This is a genomic window from Mycobacterium sp. BMJ-28 (assembly GCF_054404835.1).
Map to the genome: position 1 here is coordinate 1,609,591 of NZ_CM136783.1, position 16,774 is coordinate 1,626,364.

The 16,774-nt window shown below is 65.8% G+C and carries 23 protein-coding genes and 1 tRNA gene; 20 read left to right on the plus strand and 4 right to left on the minus strand.

Annotation, left to right across the window (positions count from 1 at the left end):
• Positions 1-32 precede the first annotated feature (32 nt).
• The 9 genes from ACXPWS_RS07990 to ACXPWS_RS08030 all read left to right on the plus strand — a co-directional run bounded on the left by ACXPWS_RS07990 (position 33) and on the right by ACXPWS_RS08030 (position 7,339).
• Positions 33-1,058, plus strand: a complete 1,026-nt coding sequence (locus tag ACXPWS_RS07990; RefSeq protein WP_458711927.1) for a P1 family peptidase — start codon at positions 33-35, stop codon at positions 1,056-1,058.
• Positions 1,059-1,187: 129 nt separating this feature from the next.
• On the plus strand, positions 1,188-1,571 hold the full coding sequence (locus tag ACXPWS_RS07995; RefSeq protein WP_458713453.1) for a M67 family metallopeptidase: 384 nt from the start codon (positions 1,188-1,190) through the stop codon (positions 1,569-1,571).
• Positions 1,572-1,581: 10 nt separating this feature from the next.
• Entirely contained in the window at positions 1,582-1,863 is a 282-nt protein-coding gene (locus tag ACXPWS_RS08000; RefSeq protein WP_458711928.1) for a MoaD/ThiS family protein, read from the plus strand.
• 3 nt (positions 1,864-1,866) lie between these two features.
• Positions 1,867-2,838, plus strand: a complete 972-nt coding sequence (locus tag ACXPWS_RS08005) for a cysteine synthase (RefSeq protein WP_458711929.1) — start codon at positions 1,867-1,869, stop codon at positions 2,836-2,838.
• Positions 2,798-3,511 (plus strand): rhomboid family intramembrane serine protease, encoded by a 714-nt coding sequence (locus tag ACXPWS_RS08010; protein ID WP_458711930.1) that lies wholly within the window; start codon positions 2,798-2,800, stop codon positions 3,509-3,511. Before ACXPWS_RS08005 ends, ACXPWS_RS08010 begins: the two co-directional genes overlap by 41 nt.
• Positions 3,512-3,634: 123 nt before the next feature.
• Positions 3,635-4,402: a cyclic nucleotide-degrading phosphodiesterase gene (locus ACXPWS_RS08015; RefSeq protein ID WP_458711931.1), complete on the plus strand. Its 768-nt coding sequence runs from the start codon at positions 3,635-3,637 to the stop codon at positions 4,400-4,402.
• A 22-nt stretch (positions 4,403-4,424) separates the two neighbouring features.
• Complete coding sequence (rph, locus tag ACXPWS_RS08020) at positions 4,425-5,207, plus strand: ribonuclease PH (protein WP_458711932.1); 783 nt, start codon at positions 4,425-4,427, stop codon at positions 5,205-5,207.
• A 5-nt stretch (positions 5,208-5,212) separates the two neighbouring features.
• Positions 5,213-5,818: an RdgB/HAM1 family non-canonical purine NTP pyrophosphatase gene (gene rdgB, locus ACXPWS_RS08025; protein ID WP_458711933.1), complete on the plus strand. Its 606-nt coding sequence runs from the start codon at positions 5,213-5,215 to the stop codon at positions 5,816-5,818.
• Between the two features lie 93 nt (positions 5,819-5,911).
• Positions 5,912-7,339 carry an MFS transporter gene (locus ACXPWS_RS08030; protein ID WP_458711934.1) on the plus strand — a complete coding sequence of 476 codons (1,428 nt, stop codon included), beginning with the start codon at positions 5,912-5,914 and terminating at the stop codon, positions 7,337-7,339.
• On the opposite strand, the gene ACXPWS_RS08035 is transcribed toward ACXPWS_RS08030, so the two are convergent.
• The 3 genes from ACXPWS_RS08035 to ACXPWS_RS08045 all read right to left on the minus strand — a co-directional run bounded on the left by ACXPWS_RS08035 (position 7,287) and on the right by ACXPWS_RS08045 (position 8,653).
• Entirely contained in the window at positions 7,287-7,631 is a 345-nt protein-coding gene (locus ACXPWS_RS08035) for a DUF3817 domain-containing protein (protein ID WP_458711935.1), read from the minus strand. The two genes, ACXPWS_RS08030 and ACXPWS_RS08035, sit on opposite strands and share 53 nt — an antisense overlap.
• On the minus strand, positions 7,628-7,996 hold the full coding sequence (locus tag ACXPWS_RS08040; RefSeq protein ID WP_458711936.1) for a hypothetical protein: 369 nt from the start codon (positions 7,994-7,996) through the stop codon (positions 7,628-7,630). Before ACXPWS_RS08040 ends, ACXPWS_RS08035 begins: the two co-directional genes overlap by 4 nt.
• A gap of 87 nt (positions 7,997-8,083) precedes the next feature.
• Positions 8,084-8,653, minus strand: coding sequence for a hypothetical protein (locus ACXPWS_RS08045; protein WP_458711937.1), 570 nt, complete (start codon positions 8,651-8,653; stop codon positions 8,084-8,086).
• A 90-nt stretch (positions 8,654-8,743) separates the two neighbouring features.
• Between ACXPWS_RS08045 and ACXPWS_RS08050 the strand changes: the two genes are divergently transcribed.
• The 8 genes from ACXPWS_RS08050 to ACXPWS_RS08085 all read left to right on the plus strand — a co-directional run bounded on the left by ACXPWS_RS08050 (position 8,744) and on the right by ACXPWS_RS08085 (position 13,950).
• A tRNA-Leu gene (locus ACXPWS_RS08050) sits at positions 8,744-8,830 on the plus strand.
• A gap of 216 nt (positions 8,831-9,046) precedes the next feature.
• The gene (locus tag ACXPWS_RS08055) at positions 9,047-9,421 is read left to right on the plus strand and encodes a hypothetical protein (RefSeq protein ID WP_458711938.1); all 375 of its coding nucleotides are present in this window, start codon (positions 9,047-9,049) and stop codon (positions 9,419-9,421) included.
• 46 nt (positions 9,422-9,467) lie between these two features.
• Positions 9,468-9,830 carry a hypothetical protein gene (locus tag ACXPWS_RS08060; RefSeq protein ID WP_458711939.1) on the plus strand — a complete coding sequence of 121 codons (363 nt, stop codon included), beginning with the start codon at positions 9,468-9,470 and terminating at the stop codon, positions 9,828-9,830.
• Between the two features lie 305 nt (positions 9,831-10,135).
• A complete protein-coding gene (locus ACXPWS_RS08065) occupies positions 10,136-10,414 on the plus strand; it encodes a hypothetical protein (RefSeq protein WP_458711940.1) in 279 nt (92 codons plus the stop codon).
• 207 nt (positions 10,415-10,621) lie between these two features.
• Positions 10,622-11,263, plus strand: coding sequence for a response regulator (locus ACXPWS_RS08070; protein WP_458711941.1), 642 nt, complete (start codon positions 10,622-10,624; stop codon positions 11,261-11,263).
• Positions 11,260-12,435, plus strand: coding sequence for a sensor histidine kinase (locus ACXPWS_RS08075; protein WP_458711942.1), 1,176 nt, complete (start codon positions 11,260-11,262; stop codon positions 12,433-12,435). The genes ACXPWS_RS08070 and ACXPWS_RS08075 overlap by 4 nt, the downstream gene beginning before the upstream one ends.
• Positions 12,423-13,472: a hypothetical protein gene (locus ACXPWS_RS08080; protein WP_458711943.1), complete on the plus strand. Its 1,050-nt coding sequence runs from the start codon at positions 12,423-12,425 to the stop codon at positions 13,470-13,472. Before ACXPWS_RS08075 ends, ACXPWS_RS08080 begins: the two co-directional genes overlap by 13 nt.
• 79 nt (positions 13,473-13,551) lie before the next feature.
• Positions 13,552-13,950, plus strand: a complete 399-nt coding sequence (locus ACXPWS_RS08085; RefSeq protein WP_458711944.1) for a hypothetical protein — start codon at positions 13,552-13,554, stop codon at positions 13,948-13,950.
• Positions 13,951-14,025: 75 nt separating this feature from the next.
• On the opposite strand, the gene ACXPWS_RS08090 is transcribed toward ACXPWS_RS08085, so the two are convergent.
• Positions 14,026-14,295 carry a helix-turn-helix domain-containing protein gene (locus tag ACXPWS_RS08090; RefSeq protein WP_458711945.1) on the minus strand — a complete coding sequence of 90 codons (270 nt, stop codon included), beginning with the start codon at positions 14,293-14,295 and terminating at the stop codon, positions 14,026-14,028.
• 324 nt (positions 14,296-14,619) lie between these two features.
• Here ACXPWS_RS08090 and ACXPWS_RS08095 point away from each other — a divergent pair, with 324 nt between their 5' ends.
• The 3 genes from ACXPWS_RS08095 to ACXPWS_RS08105 all read left to right on the plus strand — a co-directional run bounded on the left by ACXPWS_RS08095 (position 14,620) and on the right by ACXPWS_RS08105 (position 16,561).
• Positions 14,620-14,946: a hypothetical protein gene (locus ACXPWS_RS08095; protein ID WP_458711946.1), complete on the plus strand. Its 327-nt coding sequence runs from the start codon at positions 14,620-14,622 to the stop codon at positions 14,944-14,946.
• A 316-nt stretch (positions 14,947-15,262) separates the two neighbouring features.
• The gene (locus ACXPWS_RS08100) at positions 15,263-15,910 is read left to right on the plus strand and encodes an MspA family porin (protein ID WP_458711947.1); all 648 of its coding nucleotides are present in this window, start codon (positions 15,263-15,265) and stop codon (positions 15,908-15,910) included.
• A 123-nt stretch (positions 15,911-16,033) separates the two neighbouring features.
• A complete protein-coding gene (locus ACXPWS_RS08105) occupies positions 16,034-16,561 on the plus strand; it encodes a helix-turn-helix domain-containing protein (RefSeq protein WP_458711948.1) in 528 nt (175 codons plus the stop codon).
• Positions 16,562-16,774 lie beyond the last annotated feature (213 nt).

A 16,774-nucleotide genomic window follows, 5' to 3' on the forward strand; every position in this document is an offset into this window, starting at 1 on the left:
GCCCGCGCGCCGAGAATCGGGCAGGGCTAGCCGTGTCAGGTGCGATCACCGATGTGGCGGGCATCCTCGTCGGCCATCACCACCGCATCGATGAGGACGCGGCGCTGGGCAGCGGATGGGCCAGCGGCACCACGGTGGTGGTGGCGCCGCCGGGCACCGTCGGCGCGGTGGACTGCCGCGGCGGTGCGCCGGGGAGTCGCGAAACCGACCTGCTCGATCCGGCCAACAGCGTCCGGCACGTGGACGCCGTCGTGCTCACCGGTGGCAGCGCGTACGGGCTGGTGACCGCCGACGGGGTGATGACCTGGCTGGAGGAGCGCGGCCGAGGAGTGGCGATGGACGGCGGAGTCGTGCCCATCGTGCCCGCCGCGGTGATCTTCGATCTACCCGTCGGCGGCTGGGGATGCCGGCCCACCGCGGAATTCGGTTACGCGGCTGCACAAGCCGCCACCACCGAGGTGACGGTCGGCAACGTGGGCGCCGGGGCGGGTGCCCGGGCCGGAGTGCTCAAGGGCGGTATCGGCACCGCCTCGGTGACCCTGCCCGATATCGGGGTGACGGTCGGGGCGATCGTCGCGGTGAACCCGGGCGGCAACGTCGTCGACCCCGCCACCGGGCTGCCGTGGATGGTCGACCTGATCTCGGCGTTCGGCTTGATCCCGCCGCCGGCCGAGGAGCTGGCGGCGTATGCCGCCCTGGACAAGAAGAGCGGTCCGCTGAACACCACCATCGCGGTGGTGGCCACCGACGCCGCGTTGAGCCCCGCGGGTTGCCGGCGGGTCGCCGTCGCCGCCCAGGACGGGCTGGCACACGCCATCCGCCCCGCGCACACCCCGCTGGACGGGGACACAATCTTCGCGTTGGCGACCGGGGCGGTGCAGGTACCGCCTGCGCCCAAGACACCGGTGGCCATGTCCCCGGAAACGGGGGTCGTCACCGCGGTGGGCGCCGCTGCGGCGGATTGCCTGGCGCGCGCGGTCCTGGTCGGCGTGCTGGCAGCGGAGTCGATCGCCGGAATACCGACCTACCGTGGGCTGTTGCCGGGAGCATTCCGGTGATGGCGCCGAAACTGTATTCCGGAAGCCGGTTACTCGCATTTTCGCTGCTGGAATACAGTTTCGGCGCAACGGAACGAAGAGAACGGGAGTTCTGACGTGCTGGTGATCCGCGCCGACCTGGTGGACGCCATGGTCGCCCACGCGCGCGCCGACCACCCCGACGAGGCGTGCGGTGTGCTCGCCGGACCGGAGGGTTCGGATCGTGCTGAGCGATTCATCCAGATGGCCAATGCGGAGCGCTCGCCGACGTTCTACCGGTTCGACTCCGGGGAGCAATTGAAGGTGTGGCGCGAGATGGACGACAACGACGAGGTCCCCGTCGTCATCTACCACTCGCACACCGCGACCGAGGCCTACCCCAGCCGCACCGACATCTCGTTCGCGTCCGAACCTGACGCGCACTACGTTCTCGTCTCGACCCGTGATCCGCAAGAGCACGAGTTGCGCAGTTATCGCATCCTCGACGGCGTCGTCACCGAAGAACCTGTCAGCATCGTCGAGCAGTACGGATAAAGGAGCCACCGTGTCAGTTGTCGTTTCGATTCCCACCATCTTGCGCCCGCACACCGGAGGGGAGAAGCGCGTCGACGCCGCCGGGGACACCCTGCAAGCGGTCATCGCCGACCTGGAGTCCAACTACTCCGGAATCTCCGACCGGCTGGTCGACCCGGCCAATCCAGGCAAGCTGCACCGTTTCGTCAACATCTACGTCAACGACGAGGACGTGCGCTTCTCGGGTGGCCTGGACACCCCGATCAGCGACGGCGATTCGGTGACGATCCTGCCCGCCGTGGCCGGGGGATAAGCGTTGACCCGGTACGACTCCTTGCTGCAGGCGCTGGGGAACACCCCACTGGTCGGCCTGCAGCGGCTTTCGCCGCGCTGGGAGGACGACGAGGCGGGCCCGCATGTGCGGTTGTGGGCCAAGTTGGAAGACCGCAATCCGACCGGTTCCATCAAGGACCGGCCGGCGCTGCGGATGATCGAGCAGGCCGAGCGGGACGGGTTGATCAAGCCGGGTGACACCCTGCTCGAGCCGACCAGCGGCAACACCGGCATCTCGCTGGCGATGGCCGCGCTGCTCAAGGGTTACCGGCTGATCTGCGTGATGCCGGAGAACACCTCGATCGAGCGGCGCCAGCTGCTGGAGCTCTACGGGGCGAAGATCATCTACAGCGCCGCTGAGGGCGGATCGAACACCGCCGTCGCACACGCCAAAGAGCTTGCGGCGCAAAACCCGTCGTGGGTGATGCTGTACCAGTACGGCAATCCGGCCAATGCCGCCGCGCACTACGAGGGCACCGGACCGGAACTGCTGGCCGATCTGCCCGAGATCACGCATTTCGTCGGCGGGCTGGGCACCACCGGCACGCTGATGGGCACCGGCAGGTTCCTGCGTGAACGCGTGCCGGGGATCCAGATCGTGGCCGCGGAACCGCGCTACGGCGAGGGCGTGTACGCCCTGCGCAATATCGACGAGGGTTTCGTACCCGAGCTCTACGACCCCGACGTGCTGACCACCCGGTACTCGGTGGGCGCATTCGACGCCGTCAAACGGACCCGCGAGATCGTCGAGGTGGAGGGCATCTTCGCCGGCATCTCCACCGGCGCGATCCTGCACGCCGCGCTGGGCATGGCGGCCAAGGCGATCAAGGCGGGTGAACGCGCCGACATCGCGTTCACCGTGTGTGACGCCGGGTGGAAGTACCTGTCCACCGGCGCCTACGCCGGTAGCCTGGATGACGCCGAGGACGCGTTGGAAGGGCAGCTATGGGCCTGATGGAGCAGCCGTGACCGTCCCGGTTCCGCAGGAGGCGAAGAAGCCGGCAACCTGGAAACTCGGGGGCGCGACGGTCGTCGGGTTCGTCGCGTTGCTGTACGTCATCGAAGCGGTGGACGCCACGGTGTTCCGCGGCCGGCTCGACCACGACGGCATTCAGCCGCTGCAGACCGATGGGCTTTGGGGCATCCTGTGGTCGCCACTGCTGCACAGCGGCTGGCCACACCTGGTCGCGAACACCGTGCCGGCCCTCATCTTCGGCTTTCTGGCCGGCCTGTCCGGTTACGGACGCTTCCTGGCCGCCACCGGGATCATCTGGATTCTCGGCGGATTCGGTACCTGGCTGATCGGCAACATCGGCGCGCACTGTCCCTACGTCGGCGTGCAGTGCACCACGACGCATGTCGGCGCATCCGGCCTGATCATGGGCTGGCTGACGTTTGTCATCGTGCTCGGCTTCTTCACCCGCACGGTGTGGCAGATCCTCGTCGGGATCGTGGTGGCATTCATCTACGGCGGTGTGCTGCTCGGCGTGCTGCCCGGCACTCCGGGGGTGTCCTGGCAGGGGCATCTGTGTGGCGCGCTGGCCGGCATCTTCGCCGCCTACCTGCTGTCCGGCCGGGAACGCAAAGGCCGGCAACGGCGCGCGAGCGCCGCACCGCTGGGCAGCTGACGTCGTGTTTGCTGGGATGTCTGCGGTGCGGTCCGCGTCACTACGTGCGGCGAAAATGAATCTGGTCGCGCAATGCGGTGATGCTTTCGTCGCCTGGATAGCAGACGTGGCAAGCTAGAGCTCGTGCGAATCACCGTACTGGGTTGTTCCGGCAGTGTCGTCGGGCCCGATTCGCCGGCGTCCGGTTACCTGTTGACCGAACCCGACACCACGCCGATGGTCATCGACTTCGGCGGCGGAGTGCTGGGCGCGTTGCAGCGGCACGCCGACCCGGGTGCGGTGAACATTCTGCTGTCGCATCTGCACGCCGACCACTGCCTGGACATGCCGGGGCTGTTCGTCTGGCGCCGCTATCACCCCACGCCGCCCAAGGGGCGCGCGCTGCTCTACGGGCCCACCCACACCGGGGAGCGGCTCGGTGCGGCGTCGTCGCCCGAGGGCGGGGAGATCGACGACATCTCCGACATCTTCGACGTGCGGCCGTGGGTGGACGGGCAGCCGGTGCAGTTCGGTGCGCTGACGGTGGAGCCGCGGCTGGTGTGCCATCCGACGGAGTCCTACGGCATGCGGTTCACCGACCGCGACGGCGTCACCTTCGCCTACAGCGGCGACACCGGGGTCTGCGACGCGGTCGTCGAACTGGCCCGCGGAGTGGACGTCTTCCTGTGCGAGGCGTCCTGGACCCATGCGCCCGACCGCCCACCGAAACTTCACCTCTCCGGCACCGAGGCCGGCCAGATCGCCGCCCGCGCCGGCGTGGCCGAACTGCTACTGACCCATATCCCGCCGTGGACCTCGCGCGAGGACGTGATCAGCGAGGCCAAGGCCGAGTTCGATGGTCCCGTGCACGCGGTGGTGTGCGGCGAGACCATCGACGTCACCCGGCGCTGACCGCACCCGTTAGGGTTGGCGGGTGTCCAGACGAGAAGACGGCAGGCTTGACGACGAGCTGAGGCCGGTGGTCATCACCCGTGGCTTCACCGCTCACCCCGCGGGTTCGGTACTGGTCGAATTCGGTCAGACCCGGGTCATGTGCACGGCCTCGGTCACCGAAGGCGTCCCGCGCTGGCGCAAGGGCTCCGGCCTGGGCTGGCTCACCGCCGAGTACGCGATGCTGCCCGCCGCAACCCACACCCGCTCCGACCGCGAATCGGTCAAGGGCCGCGTCGGTGGACGCACCCAGGAGATCAGCCGGTTGATCGGCCGGTCCTTACGCGCCTGCATCGACCTGCGCGCACTGGGGGAGAACACCATCGCCATCGACTGCGACGTGCTGCAGGCCGACGGCGGCACCCGGACCGCGGCCATCACCGGTGCCTACGTGGCGCTCGCGGATGCGGTCACCTACCTCTCGGCGGCGGGCAAGCTCTCCGACCCCCGCCCGCTGTCCTGCGCCATCGCCGCGGTGTCGGTCGGCGTGGTCGACGGCCGGGTCCGCACCGACCTGCCCTACACCGAGGACTCGCGCGCCGAGGTCGACATGAACGTCGTCGCCACCGATACCGGCACGCTGGTGGAGGTGCAGGGCACCGGCGAGGGCGCGACGTTCCCGCGCTCCACACTGGACAAGCTGCTCGACGCGGCGCTGGCCGCCTGCGGCCAGCTCTTCGCCCTGCAGAAGGCGGCGCTGGAACTGCCGTATCCCGGTGTGCTGCCCGAGCCGTCGGGGCCGGCGAAGAAAGCCTTCGGGAGCTGAGCCCAGTGAAGTTGCTGGTCGCCAGTCGCAACGCCAAGAAACTGACCGAACTGCGACGGGTGCTCGACGCGGCCGGCGTGACGGGGCTGGAGCTGCTCTCCCTCGATGACGTGCCGGCCTTCGAGGAGGCGCCCGAGACCGGCGCGACCTTCGAGGAGAACGCCTTGGCCAAGGCCCGGGATGCGTTCGCCGCGACCGGCATCGCGGCGGTCGCCGATGATTCAGGGCTGGCAGTCGATGCGCTGAACGGGATGCCGGGGGTGTTGTCGGCCCGTTGGGCCGGCCGCCACGGTGACGACGTGGCCAACCTGGAGCTGCTGCTCGGGCAGCTGCGCGATGTGCCCGACGAGCGCCGAGGCGGCGCTTTCGTGTCGGCGTGCGCGCTGGTGTTCGGCGCCGGCGCCGAACACGAAGTGGTGGTGCGCGGCGAGTGGGCCGGCGCCATCGCGCGTGCGCCGCGCGGGGACGGCGGCTTCGGGTACGACCCGATCTTCGTGCCGGCCGGGTCGGACCGATCCGCGGCCGAGCTGAGTTCGGCCGAGAAGGATGCGGCCTCGCACCGGGGCCGGGCACTGGCCTTGCTGGTGCCTGCGCTGCGCGCGCTGGCGTAATCCGCCCAGAATTTTACATAGGCAAACTAACGTGTAATGCTCGCGGCCGTGGTGTCCACAGCTCAGCGGCGGCCGTTATCGGCCCATCCCAGCATGCTGATCGCTGTGCTGTCGGCCGCGGGCATCGGCGTCTCCCTGATGCAGACGCTGATCATCCCGCTGATTCCGGAACTGCCGCGGCTGTTGGACACCAACCCTGCCAACGCCTCCTGGGCCATCACCGCCACGCTGCTCACCGCAGCGGTGGCCACCCCGGTGTTCGGCAGGCTCGGCGATATCTACGGCCCCAAGCGGGTGATGATCGTGTGCGCGGTGCTGCTCACCGCCGGGTCGCTGATGTGTGCGCTGACGTCATCGCTGATCCCGTTCATCGCCGGACGTGGTCTGCAGGGTCTGGCGATACCCATCATCCCGCTGGGTATCAGTGCGCTTCGCATGACGGTTCCGGCCGAAAAGGTCGGCTCTGCAATGGGTTTGATGAGTTCGTCCCTTGGCGTCGGCGGAGCGCTCGGATTGCCGTTGTCGGCGGCCATCGCTCAGCACTTCAACTGGCATGCGTTGTTCTGGGTGTCGGCGGCCCTCGGTGTCGGTGCGCTGCTCATGTTCGTCTTCCTGGTGCCGTCGGTGCCCGCCACCTCGTCCGACCGCCTGGACCCGCTGGGCGCGGTGCTGCTCGCCGTCGGTCTGGTCACTCTGTTGGTCGGTATCACCAAGGGTCGCGGGTGGGGCTGGACCTCGGCGACCACGCTGGGCATGTTCGCGGGATCTCTGGTGGTGTTTGCATTGTTCGCGGCGTGGCAGTTGCGCATCGATTCGCCCACCGTCGACCTGCGGACCACGATGCGGCTGCCGGTGTTGACCACCAATATCGCGTCGATCGGTGTCGGTTTCGCGATGTTCGGGCTGTCGCTGATCGCACCGCAAGTCCTCGAGTTGCCCGCGTCCACCGGTTACGGGCTGGGCATGTCGATGCTGGAGGCCGGGTTGTGGATGGCACCCGGGGGCCTGGCGATGATGGCCACGGCACCCGTGGCTGCGCGGGTGGCGGCGGCGCGTGGGCCGAAATTCACCCTGTTCGTCGGGTGCATGGTCATCGCGGGCGGTTATCTCGGTGGGCTGTGGTTACTCGGCAGCGGTCCGCAGGTGCTCGCGCTCAACGTGCTGGTGAGCATCGGCGTGGGCTTCGCCTACGCGTCGATGCCTGCCTTGATCAATGCGGCCGTGCCGATCTCGGAGACGGCGGCGGCCAATGGCATCAATGCCCTGGCACGGTCGCTGGGCACGTCCATCTCCAGCGCGGTGCTCGGCGCGATCCTGGCAGGCTTGACCGTGTCGGCGGCCGGACACGAAGTGCCGACGGCGGCAGCATTTCGGGTGGCGTTGCTGGTGACCGCGGGTGTGGCAGGTCTGGCTGCGGTGCTCGCGCTGCTGATCCCGGTCGCGCGTTCCAGCGCTCACACCGAGGCGGTCACAGACCGAAGCGCTTCTTCACGTCTTGCGTCTGGAAGTGCTCGACGATGATGCCCAGCAGTGGCACCGTTCCGGAGATCAGGGTGCCGATCGCGCGGCCGATGGGCCAGCGCGCCTTGACGGCCAGGTTCGCCGTGCAGAGCAGGTAGACGAAGTACACCCAGCCGTGCACGATGCCGATCCAGCTGAGTGAGGCGTCCTTGAAGATGTACTTCATCACCATCTCGTAGCACAGCGCGATCAGCCACAGGCCCGTCGCCCACGCCATCACGCGGTAGCTCAGCAGCGCCTTGCGGATCGATTCGGCGGGGGCGGCAGCGGCCGGTGTTTCGGGGGTGCTCATTCGGTGGTCCTGTCTTTCTCATCTGACTTGGCGAGCTCGGCGAGATAGGCGTTGTACTCGCGCAAGGTGGGGTCGTCCTCGGTCCGCGCCGGGGTTTCGGGGCGTTCCGGGAGCAGGCCGGCGGGGATCTCGGAATCGGGTTTGGGCTCGGCCGGCGGTGCCTCTTCCAGGCGGACGAACTTGTAGTAGGCGTAGACGCAGAAGCCCGCGAACATCGGCCATTGCAGTGCGTAGCCGAGATTCTGGAAGGTGCCCGACGCCGATTCGAAGCGGGTCCATTGCCACCACGCCAGCAGCAGGCAGCCCACGGCGCCGAGGATCACCAGCGCGATGAGCGCCGGCCTCCTACGCCGTGTAGTGGACATGCGTCAACGGTACCGTGCGGGTTTCGGGCGTTGGCTGGTCGGCGGCGGTGGTGGTGAAGGCCGGGTCAGGCCTTGGGGCCGATGAACTCATCGAGGCGCGCGGTCGCGGCCTTCGTTGGCCAGGACTCGACAGCCGTCGCTGTGGATGAGGCCGCGGATGAAGTCCTCGGTGGCGGCGTCGACGTGGGCCTGTTGCCAGGGTTCGAGCACTATCGGGCGTAGGTGTTTCCGCCCGGGGCCGTGCTGAGGGAAGACGCAGGGCCAGTGTTTCGAGCACAGATAGACATCGACACATCCGTGTTTTCTCACGTAGATCCCCGCATGCTGGCCTTGCATGACCGCATCGGTCGCCTCGCGGCAACTTTCGATAATGCCTGGGTACCTCTTGTCGAGGGTGATGCGAAGGTGCCAGACGTGCCTATTCCGACTGATGTAGCCGTCGCCGAGGTACAGGCCTAGGAGGTAAGCGTAGGGAGCGCTTGGTAGTTCACCGAAGTGGTGAGTACTGCAAGCGTCTCGCGGCAGCGTTGAATGCAGCCCTCGTCGCCAATCGCAGATGGTGCGTCGTGGGATGCCCGTTATTCGGGCGATCGCGCCGTCGTTGATTCCCGCTTCAATTAGTTGCTGGACATCGTTGAACTGCTCGATGGAGCGCACGGGCGGCCGCCTTCCACGTGTTGTGATCCAACCTAGAAAAGGCGACCGACAAGTGGTCCGACTGACGTGGGCGGTACTCTGAACGCGTTCGCGCGAGTGACGAAATTGGCATACGTGATGGCTTTAGGTGCCATTGTCCTAACGGGCGTGAGGGTTCGAGTCCCTTCTCGCGCACCATAGAGTGCTTACTGCGATCATCGCGAGAGCGAACGGCCTGGAGTAGGTCTTTCGCCAGGGCGATCGTGCCGCCGGACGCTGTTCCGGCGGCTTTTGCGTTGCTGGGGTGGAAAGAGCGGAGCCTCTCTTCGAGAGCGCCGAGCGCGGTCGACTCCGAGCAGCTCGGCGAGGTGACTTCACCGACGTGCCTGTGGCCTTGTGGTTGTAGACAAACAGGTGACTGAAGATGGCTTGGTTGAGGCGACGCCGTGTCTGGTCGCTCGCCCGCTGATAGAGCACATGCGGGTCTTGGAGCAGCCGCAGGCAGAGATCGAGGTACTGCTCGGCGCCCGGCAAGTCGTCGACGATCCCGGCGAGCTGTTCATTGAGTCTGGTTCGCTGACTCTCGATGTCGCGGAGCCGCTGTTGAATCTTGTCCTTGGCGAAGGTGCCGGCAGCGGGCGAGGTCGAGCAGATGGCTCTGCTGCACGATTAGGTGACAGTTTCGGTCACGCAGGCTGGGCAGGCGATCGCGGCGAGCAAGGTCACGTTGCTCGCCGATGGCGCGTATGCCCTCGCTTTTTGGGACAGCTGACTGGCGAGCCGATGTGATCGGGTTGTTGTCGGTTTGGCCGAGTCAACGCTGTTTCCGCCCGTCATGAGCTGGGCCGACGTCGCCGACATGCGTGCGCTGGCGCTCGGGCAGCGATTCGATGGGATCATTGCCTGGGACAGCCTTTTTCACCTCTCTGCCCGCGATCAACGACGCATGTTCTCTATTTTCGCAGCCCACGCAGCACCTGGTGCGGCGCTGATGTTCAACAGCGGGGCAGCAGCCGGCGAGCAAATCGGCATCTACCACGGTGATCCTCTCTATAACGCCAGTCTCGACCCAGCGGAGTACCAGTTATTACTGAATGACAACGACTTCGACGTTCTCAGACACGTTGTCTCGGACCCCGAATGCGGGCAGCGCACCGTCTGGCTAGCGCGCAGCACGCTGTCGGAGATCTGCGATTAACGCTCTTCGGTAGGGCTCGTGAACTTTCCGCACACTTTGTTGCTACTTTGCCCCCCCCAGCGCGAATGGGTCCGATAACACTCCATAGCGCGGCACGCTCGTTGGTCCTGGGCCACGCCGCGGTCGGGCCCAGAATCTGCACCGCACGAACAAGGCCGAGGAACGCCCTGCCGCGAACGCGGGAAGCCTGAAGAGTATGCGGTGGGGCCTCGGTAGGTCGACGTTCGGATACTTGGCCGAGTACGTACCTGCTGTGGTTACGCTGTGACCAGCGGTAGACGCCTTTGCGGAAGGCGCCGGCGTGGGTGACCTGGCCGAACAGCTTGGGGGACAACAACATGTTGTCGATCTTGGAGTTGCCGTATGTCGTGCCGACCTTGCCAATCGAAGTTGGTGTGCGCGCTGACATCGACGAGATCGGTGTCCTGGACGAGCGGCCTGAGCGCCTGGCCGTCGGGGGTGTCGTTCAGGTCGCCGAGGACCGCGACATAGTCGTGCTTATCCACGACTGTCCGGTAGATCCCAGCGACGCGGATGGCCTGGCGGGTCCGCGTCATCGCGCCGCCAGGGTTGCCCGGTGTTGAGTAGCCAACGGTGGTCGCTCATCCGGGTCAAGGGCACCCTCTCTCAAAGCAAGGGACGGTTTTGCTCATCGTGGAGTCCAAACGCCAATCGCATCGGCGAAACAAGTGCCACAGCTCTGTCATGACAGAGGATACGGAAATTTGCCATGATGACGCCGGAGCCACGTGTGTTGCGGATGGTCGGGGGGACGAATGACGGTTTGTCGAGTGGCATTGGTGGATGATCATCCGTTGGTGGCGCGGGCGTTGGAGCAGTTGCTGTCGGATGCTGATGGTTTGCAGTGGGAGGGTTCGGCGGCGACGGTGAATGAACTTGTCGAGCGGTCTCCTGAGCTTGATGTGGTGGTGCTGGATTTGCGCCTCTCGGACGGGACGATTCCGCATGACAACATCACGCGACTCCACGAGCGCGGGGTCAAGGTGTTGGTCTACACCTCCGGTGAGCATCCGGAGTTGTTACGGTCAGCGGCGCGCGCCGGCGCACTCGGGGTGGTGCTCAAGTCCGAGCCGGAGGCGACGGTGTTGGCAGCGATTGAAGCTGCCGCGCGGGGCGAACCGGTGACCACTGTTGAGTGGGCGGCCGCGGTGGATGCGGACCCGGAGTTGCATCGGGTGGACTTGAGTCCGCAGTTGCAGCGGGTGCTGACGCGGTGGGCTGAGGGTGAGACGGTCGGGGCGATTGCTCGGGGGTTGAACGTGAGCCCGGAGACGGTTAACGACTACAAGCGCCGGATTCAGCTGAAGTACGCGGAAGCGGGCCGACCGACGTCGACTAAACAGGATTTTCTGAAGCGGGCGATGGAAGACGGCTTCGTGGAGTATCCGATTCGGCGTACACCGCTGGGATGAGCGGCTTTTCGGCGCCGATGCCGAGTGTGGGCGGCGAGGCGCACCGCATTCGCATGTACATGGGCCGTTTCATCGGTGGCGGCTACCTGGCCTATTTCGTGGCGGCGATCGCCGAAATCCGCGCTGAAGCGGCGATCGTTGCGCCGTGGTGGACACCGCTGGCGCTGGTCGCGGCGTTCGGTCCAGGTTGGGTGTTGTTCGCGGTGAGCTTCGTGCCGCGACTATCGGCACTGTTGGGCGGATTTGTGGCGGCGGCCTGTGGTGGCGGCTATCTGATGGCGCTGGGTTTGTGGTTTGTGGCCTGGAATGGTGGTGAGGTCGAGGGGCAGCGCGGCACGTGGCTGGTGTTGTTCCCCGGCCTGGCCAGTCTGGCGGTGGTCCTTGTTCGCCGACCTTGGTTGGCCATCGCGCATCTGGGTGTCAGCGCGCCGGTGGCGCAACTGGCCAATGCGTTGGGGCGCTCGGACCGGTATGGGCACGGAGTGCTTCTCGGTGATCTGGCATGGGCGGTGCTGTTCAGTGCGGTATTCGTACTGGCGGGCATCATGGCCGTGCGCACCGGTGACGTGCTGGACGCGACCCGCGAACGGGTCGCCGACCTAGCCGGCCGGGCGGCGGCGCAGCAAGCCCGCGCAGCAGAGCAGGCTTGGTATGACCGATTGATTCATGACCGGGTGTTGATGGTGCTGCAGCAGATCCGTGCTGGCGTCGCGCAACCGCATCTGGTGGCCTATGCAGAGCAGGCGATGCGCGAACTCGACGCCGATAGCCCGGCGGCCCGCGCTCTCGACGGTGACCTGGCGCCGCTGTTACGGACGGTGCTGGCAGCGATTGCCCCCGGCATCACCGTGCAGGTGAGTGACGTCGAGGAGTCTGCGTTGGACCTGTCACCGGAGGTGACACGGGAGTTGGTGGACGCGGCGGCTGAAGCGGTCCGCAACGCGGTGCGTCACGGCAGCAATGAGGTGGGCGTGCGTGTCGATATCGATGCGGCCCAGGTGCGGGTGCACATCGTCGACGATGGACCAGGATTCGACCTTGCGACCGTAGGGACGGACCGAATGGGTCTGGCGCACAGCATCATTGCACGGATGGCCGAAGTCGGTGGCCGGGCCACCGTGCAGAGCGAGATCGGCCACGGCACGCAGGTGGTGTTGGCATGGCCGACGTGATGAACAGCGCGGATCGCCTGGTCACCGCTGCACCGGGTCTGCTGGGGATGAATACTCAGGGGGCCAGACTGGTGGCGCTGGCGTTCATTGCCGCTCTTGCAGCATCGGTGACCAGCGATATGCGCGGGGTGAGTTCGATGGCCCTGTTGTGGGCGTCGGTGGTGGTGAGTGCGCTTGGGGTGATGGGTGTGCTCGCCCGCGGCCATGCCGATCCGATGCCATGGCTGCTTGCCGCGATGACGGCGCTCACTGGCCCCGCAGCATGTGTGGTGATGTTCCTTGCGCTGCCCGGTGCACCCGTGAATGCGAACCAGACCAACGCGTTTGGTGCAAGCGTGGCGGTGTGCGCCTTCCTTTGCGTGCGCGGCCGGACCGCAATGGCATGGCTGGCGATGGCGACGATGACGGTGTTGTTCGCGGTGTGGGCGCAGCGCACCGGACAAGGTGCCGTCGCGGGCCTGCTGGTGGTGGTGCCCAATGCCGCGGTGGTTGGCATGTCGACACTGTTTGCGCTCATCATGCGTCCGGCTGCCGCGGACATCACCCGGCTTCGGGATCGCGCCGTGCAAGAGTCGCGCGAAATCGCGGCCGTACAGGCCCGTCGCACCGAAGGGATCGCCCGACGCGACGAGCTACGTGAATCGACCTGGCCGACAATGCAAGCCGTCGCCGCCGGTAAGGCGTTCTCAACGGCCGAGGCCGTTGAGGTGGATCTTCTCGAACGTCAGCTGCGTGACAGCGTGCGGGCCAAAGCGCTGGCTGTTCCGGTGGTGATGGCGGCCGCCCGGGCAGCGCGAGCGCGAGGGGTAAAGGTAGCGCTCTTCGATGAGGGCGGCTTCGCTGACGGCCGATCGAGGTTCCGCGCCGATTTTTGCGCGCTGGCCGCCCAGTGGCTGGACAACGCGACCGATGGTGTGGTCACGGTGCGCGTTCAGCCGCCCGGGCGGTTGTCGCTCGGCTCTATCGTGGCCGTGTCGGACGGTGGGGTGTCACGACGTGTCGACATGTTCACCGACGGCCTGCTACATCACGGCTGACAACCGGGCAAGCCCCCGTTAGTGGGGGCACCGTTTTGAGGTCTTGTCCCGGACGTTGCTAGCTAATAGAAATCTGTGCATGACCTTTGGGGGAGCAACACGGTTCACCGGTGATCGATATCAGAGACTTACGCAGGGGGCGGCGGTGCTCGCGGCGGACCCATCGCTGGCTACAGCGGCTGCGGATCCGTTCAACAGCGCCGGCTTGCGGGGGTTCACCGCGGCGTGCCAGCGCGAACGGGTGCTCGATGGCCTCGCTGACGACGACGCCGACCTGGTAGCCATGCTGTTGCTGATGGATTTCTCTTTCGGGCTTGTGCATGTGGCGGACTGCCTCGACGCGGTGGTGGCAAGCGAAAACGTCGTCCGTCGACGGGACGGTCGGCCTGCGGTGGACGCTGCGGCTGCGGCGCGGGCAGTCGCGGCTGTCCTGACAATCGCTAATGTGTTGACCTCGGCGGTCACCACTGAGAGCTGATCCGCGACCACCGTTCGGCCTCTTATCGCCTCACGCGGCCGCGTAGCCACCTACCCCACCTACGCTCACGCGCTGCTAATCGGCGTCCGACTCGTCTGGCGGAGCCGGTAGGCCTGCCACCAACGTGCCCGCATCGATGCCGAGACCTGCGGCGATTCTGGTGATGGTTTCCAGCCGCAAGCTGCGCTGACCACGTTCGATCTTGCCCAGTGCCGACCAATGGATACCGATGCGGTCGGCGGCGGCCTCTTGGCTGATGCCGAGTTCGTTGCGTCGATCACGCACCCGTTCGCCGAAGGCGCGGGTGACGTCGTTGAGCGCATCTTTGGCGCGATCGGTTGGCATCAATAAACCACATATGACCCGGGCGTAACAGGCCAGAGTGGCTATTGCCCAGTCGTATCTAGTCTAGCTGGATAAAACCCAGGTGAATTCGACTCAGTCGCGTTGCACCCAGTCGTATTGACCCTTACGATGACCTGACCGGACCCCGATGACGGGAAATCCGCCACGTTTGGCCCTCGCGCAGAGGGCAGAAAGGGGCTGGTCAGGATGGCCTTTCCGAAGGAATCCCGTGCGACGATGACGGAACTGTGTGCCACTGGCGGTAACCCAGTGCGAGCGATTGGAGTGGACACCGCAGCGCGGAGGTTGGGTGCGCGGGCAGCCATGGTGATCGGGGTCATTGCCTGCGGGATGGCACTGGCGCCCATCGGCACCGCCGTTGCCGATGACGACACCCTTCCCGGCGCACCGGTCATCCGCGGCAATGGCCCGGGCACCGTGACTGCCGGTCCCAGCGAGGTACGCACCGCCAAGAGCGGCGCGATACTCGGCGGCGTCCCGAGCAATCTCAACGGCGGCGGCCTGATTAAGGACGGCAACGCCACGTCGCCCGGCAACGTGGGCAACTGGGTGCTCTGCAACGAGGCTCAGACCGGCTACTGGTTCAAAGGCCACATCGACTGCGGTTCAGACTTCATCCCCTACAACTGAGCCTGAGCCACCGGGCGCCGGATTAGCAGCTCAGTAGATGTGGATTTAGGGACGAGAGAGTCCACATTGCGGCGCTATCCCTTCACGGCGGCAGGTGAGTCCTCGTTCGCGTGAGGCGGAACGCAGTGGCGGTGTCCGTGGCCCAGCCGGACGCCTCTTCGATGGCCCCGCCGAGTCGAGCTACCAGGTGAACCACGACCGCAATTGCACCCCAAGTGAGCCCACATGCTCGCTTCAAGCCAGGAACGGCTGAACAACAAAACAAAACGAGTGCGGCTAGACGAAACGTGTCCGCGCGCAACCAGCTAGGGAGAACATGAAGGCATTCAGTCGGGTGCTGCTTGCGATGGTCACCGTAGTGGCCGGAGCTCTTGCGACGCTGTTCATCAGCTCGGGCACCTCTCACGCAGGTCTGGACAACGAGCTGAGCCTCGTGGACGGCAAGGACCGGACCCTGACCATTCAGCAGTGGGATACGTTCCTCAACGGCGTGTTCCCGCTGGACCGCAACCGGCTGACCCGTGAGTGGTTCCATTCGGGTAAGGCCAAGTACATCGTCTCCGGCCCGGGTGCTGATGACTTCACCGGGTCGCTGGAGCTGGGTTACCAGATCGGCTTCCCGTGGTCGCTGGGTGTGGGTATCAACTTCAGCTACACCACGCCGAACATCCTGCTCGACGACGCGACACCGGTGTCCTTGGCCACCGGAACGACCCAGTTCATCACGCCGAACCTGTTTCCCGGTGCGTCGATCAGCGCTGACCTGGGTAACGGCCCCGGTATCCAGGAGGTTGCGACCTTCTCCACCGATGTGGAGGGTGCCAATGGTGCGGTTGCGGTGTCGAATGCGCATGGCACGGTGACCGGTGCTGCCGGTGGTGTGCTGCTGCGTCCGTTCGCTCGGTTGATCGCCAAGGAGGGTGACTCGGTCACCACCTACGGCGAGCCCTGGAACATGAACTGATCCACGGCCCACGCCAGATGCACATCGCGGTGGATCGCGCGTCCAACAAGATCGCCTTCGCGTGAAGCAGCAGCGGCCCTGCCGTCGAGTGGGGCCGCTGCGCCTTTCAAGGACCGATGCCAGATGTTGACCGTCAGTCCCGATCTCGTAGCGGTGGGGAAGCGTATCGCTTTCTATCGTCGCCAATGTTGTTGGACGCAAGATAATTTGGCGTTCGCCGTGGGGGTGTCGCGCTCAAGTATCGCGAATCTTGAACGTGGTCGTTACGATGCCAAACTGAGCATCATGTTGCGTATTGCCGATGCGCTGAACGTAGCGCCAAACGCGATCTTTGCAGACGACCTTGATATGCCTTCCCTCGCAAACGCTCCTGCAACGCCGGAGGCGGTCGATGAGGTCCGACAGTGCCGGGCGTGCTCCGATCAGGCGTATGCGCGTGGGTTGTGTCATGTGCACTACCGGATGTGGCGAGCTGGCGATGCTCACTATGACGCGAGCGATCCGCTCTACCGACGCCTGACAGTCGATGATGCTCTGAAGATACGAGCGCTGTACGCGACCGGTACATATTCCTATCGGGCTCTCGCCCGCGCATACGGCGTCTCGCACATCACTATTCGGGATGTCATTCTGCACAAACGATTTGCATGAGCGGAGCAGGAATTTTCTGTGGTGCGCGTTACCAGTGAAGTTCTCCTCGTAGTCGGCAGGCAGGGACCACAACCGCAGCAACTGGCGCTAATCGCGGGAAGAATCCTGACTTGCTCCGATGTACCCGGCACGGCTGGTTCGCCCAGCGGCGCCGTAACCCACTGGGCGATAGGCGAAGCGACACCTCGGGGTCCACGCGGACTCCGACGGCTC

Coding starts and splice junctions, on each gene's coding strand:
- ACXPWS_RS08060 (WP_458711939.1), top strand. CDS start 9,468: ATGAGCTGGGCCGACGTCGCCGACATGCGTGCGCTGGCGCTCGGGCAG.
- ACXPWS_RS08105 (WP_458711948.1), top strand. CDS start 16,034: ATGTTGACCGTCAGTCCCGATCTCGTAGCGGTGGGGAAGCGTATCGCT.
- ACXPWS_RS08010 (WP_458711930.1), top strand. CDS start 2,798: ATGACGCCGAGGACGCGTTGGAAGGGCAGCTATGGGCCTGATGGAGCA.
- ACXPWS_RS08080 (WP_458711943.1), top strand. CDS start 12,423: ATGGCCGACGTGATGAACAGCGCGGATCGCCTGGTCACCGCTGCACCG.
- ACXPWS_RS08075 (WP_458711942.1), top strand. CDS start 11,260: ATGAGCGGCTTTTCGGCGCCGATGCCGAGTGTGGGCGGCGAGGCGCAC.
- ACXPWS_RS08100 (WP_458711947.1), top strand. CDS start 15,263: ATGAAGGCATTCAGTCGGGTGCTGCTTGCGATGGTCACCGTAGTGGCC.
- ACXPWS_RS07995 (WP_458713453.1), top strand. CDS start 1,188: ATGGTCGCCCACGCGCGCGCCGACCACCCCGACGAGGCGTGCGGTGTG.
- ACXPWS_RS08090 (WP_458711945.1), bottom strand. CDS start 14,295: ATGCCAACCGATCGCGCCAAAGATGCGCTCAACGACGTCACCCGCGCC.
- ACXPWS_RS08030 (WP_458711934.1), top strand. CDS start 5,912: ATGCTGATCGCTGTGCTGTCGGCCGCGGGCATCGGCGTCTCCCTGATG.
- ACXPWS_RS08085 (WP_458711944.1), top strand. CDS start 13,552: ATGACCTTTGGGGGAGCAACACGGTTCACCGGTGATCGATATCAGAGA.
- ACXPWS_RS08040 (WP_458711936.1), bottom strand. CDS start 7,996: ATGTCCACTACACGGCGTAGGAGGCCGGCGCTCATCGCGCTGGTGATC.
- ACXPWS_RS08095 (WP_458711946.1), top strand. CDS start 14,620: ATGGTGATCGGGGTCATTGCCTGCGGGATGGCACTGGCGCCCATCGGC.
- ACXPWS_RS08035 (WP_458711935.1), bottom strand. CDS start 7,631: ATGAGCACCCCCGAAACACCGGCCGCTGCCGCCCCCGCCGAATCGATC.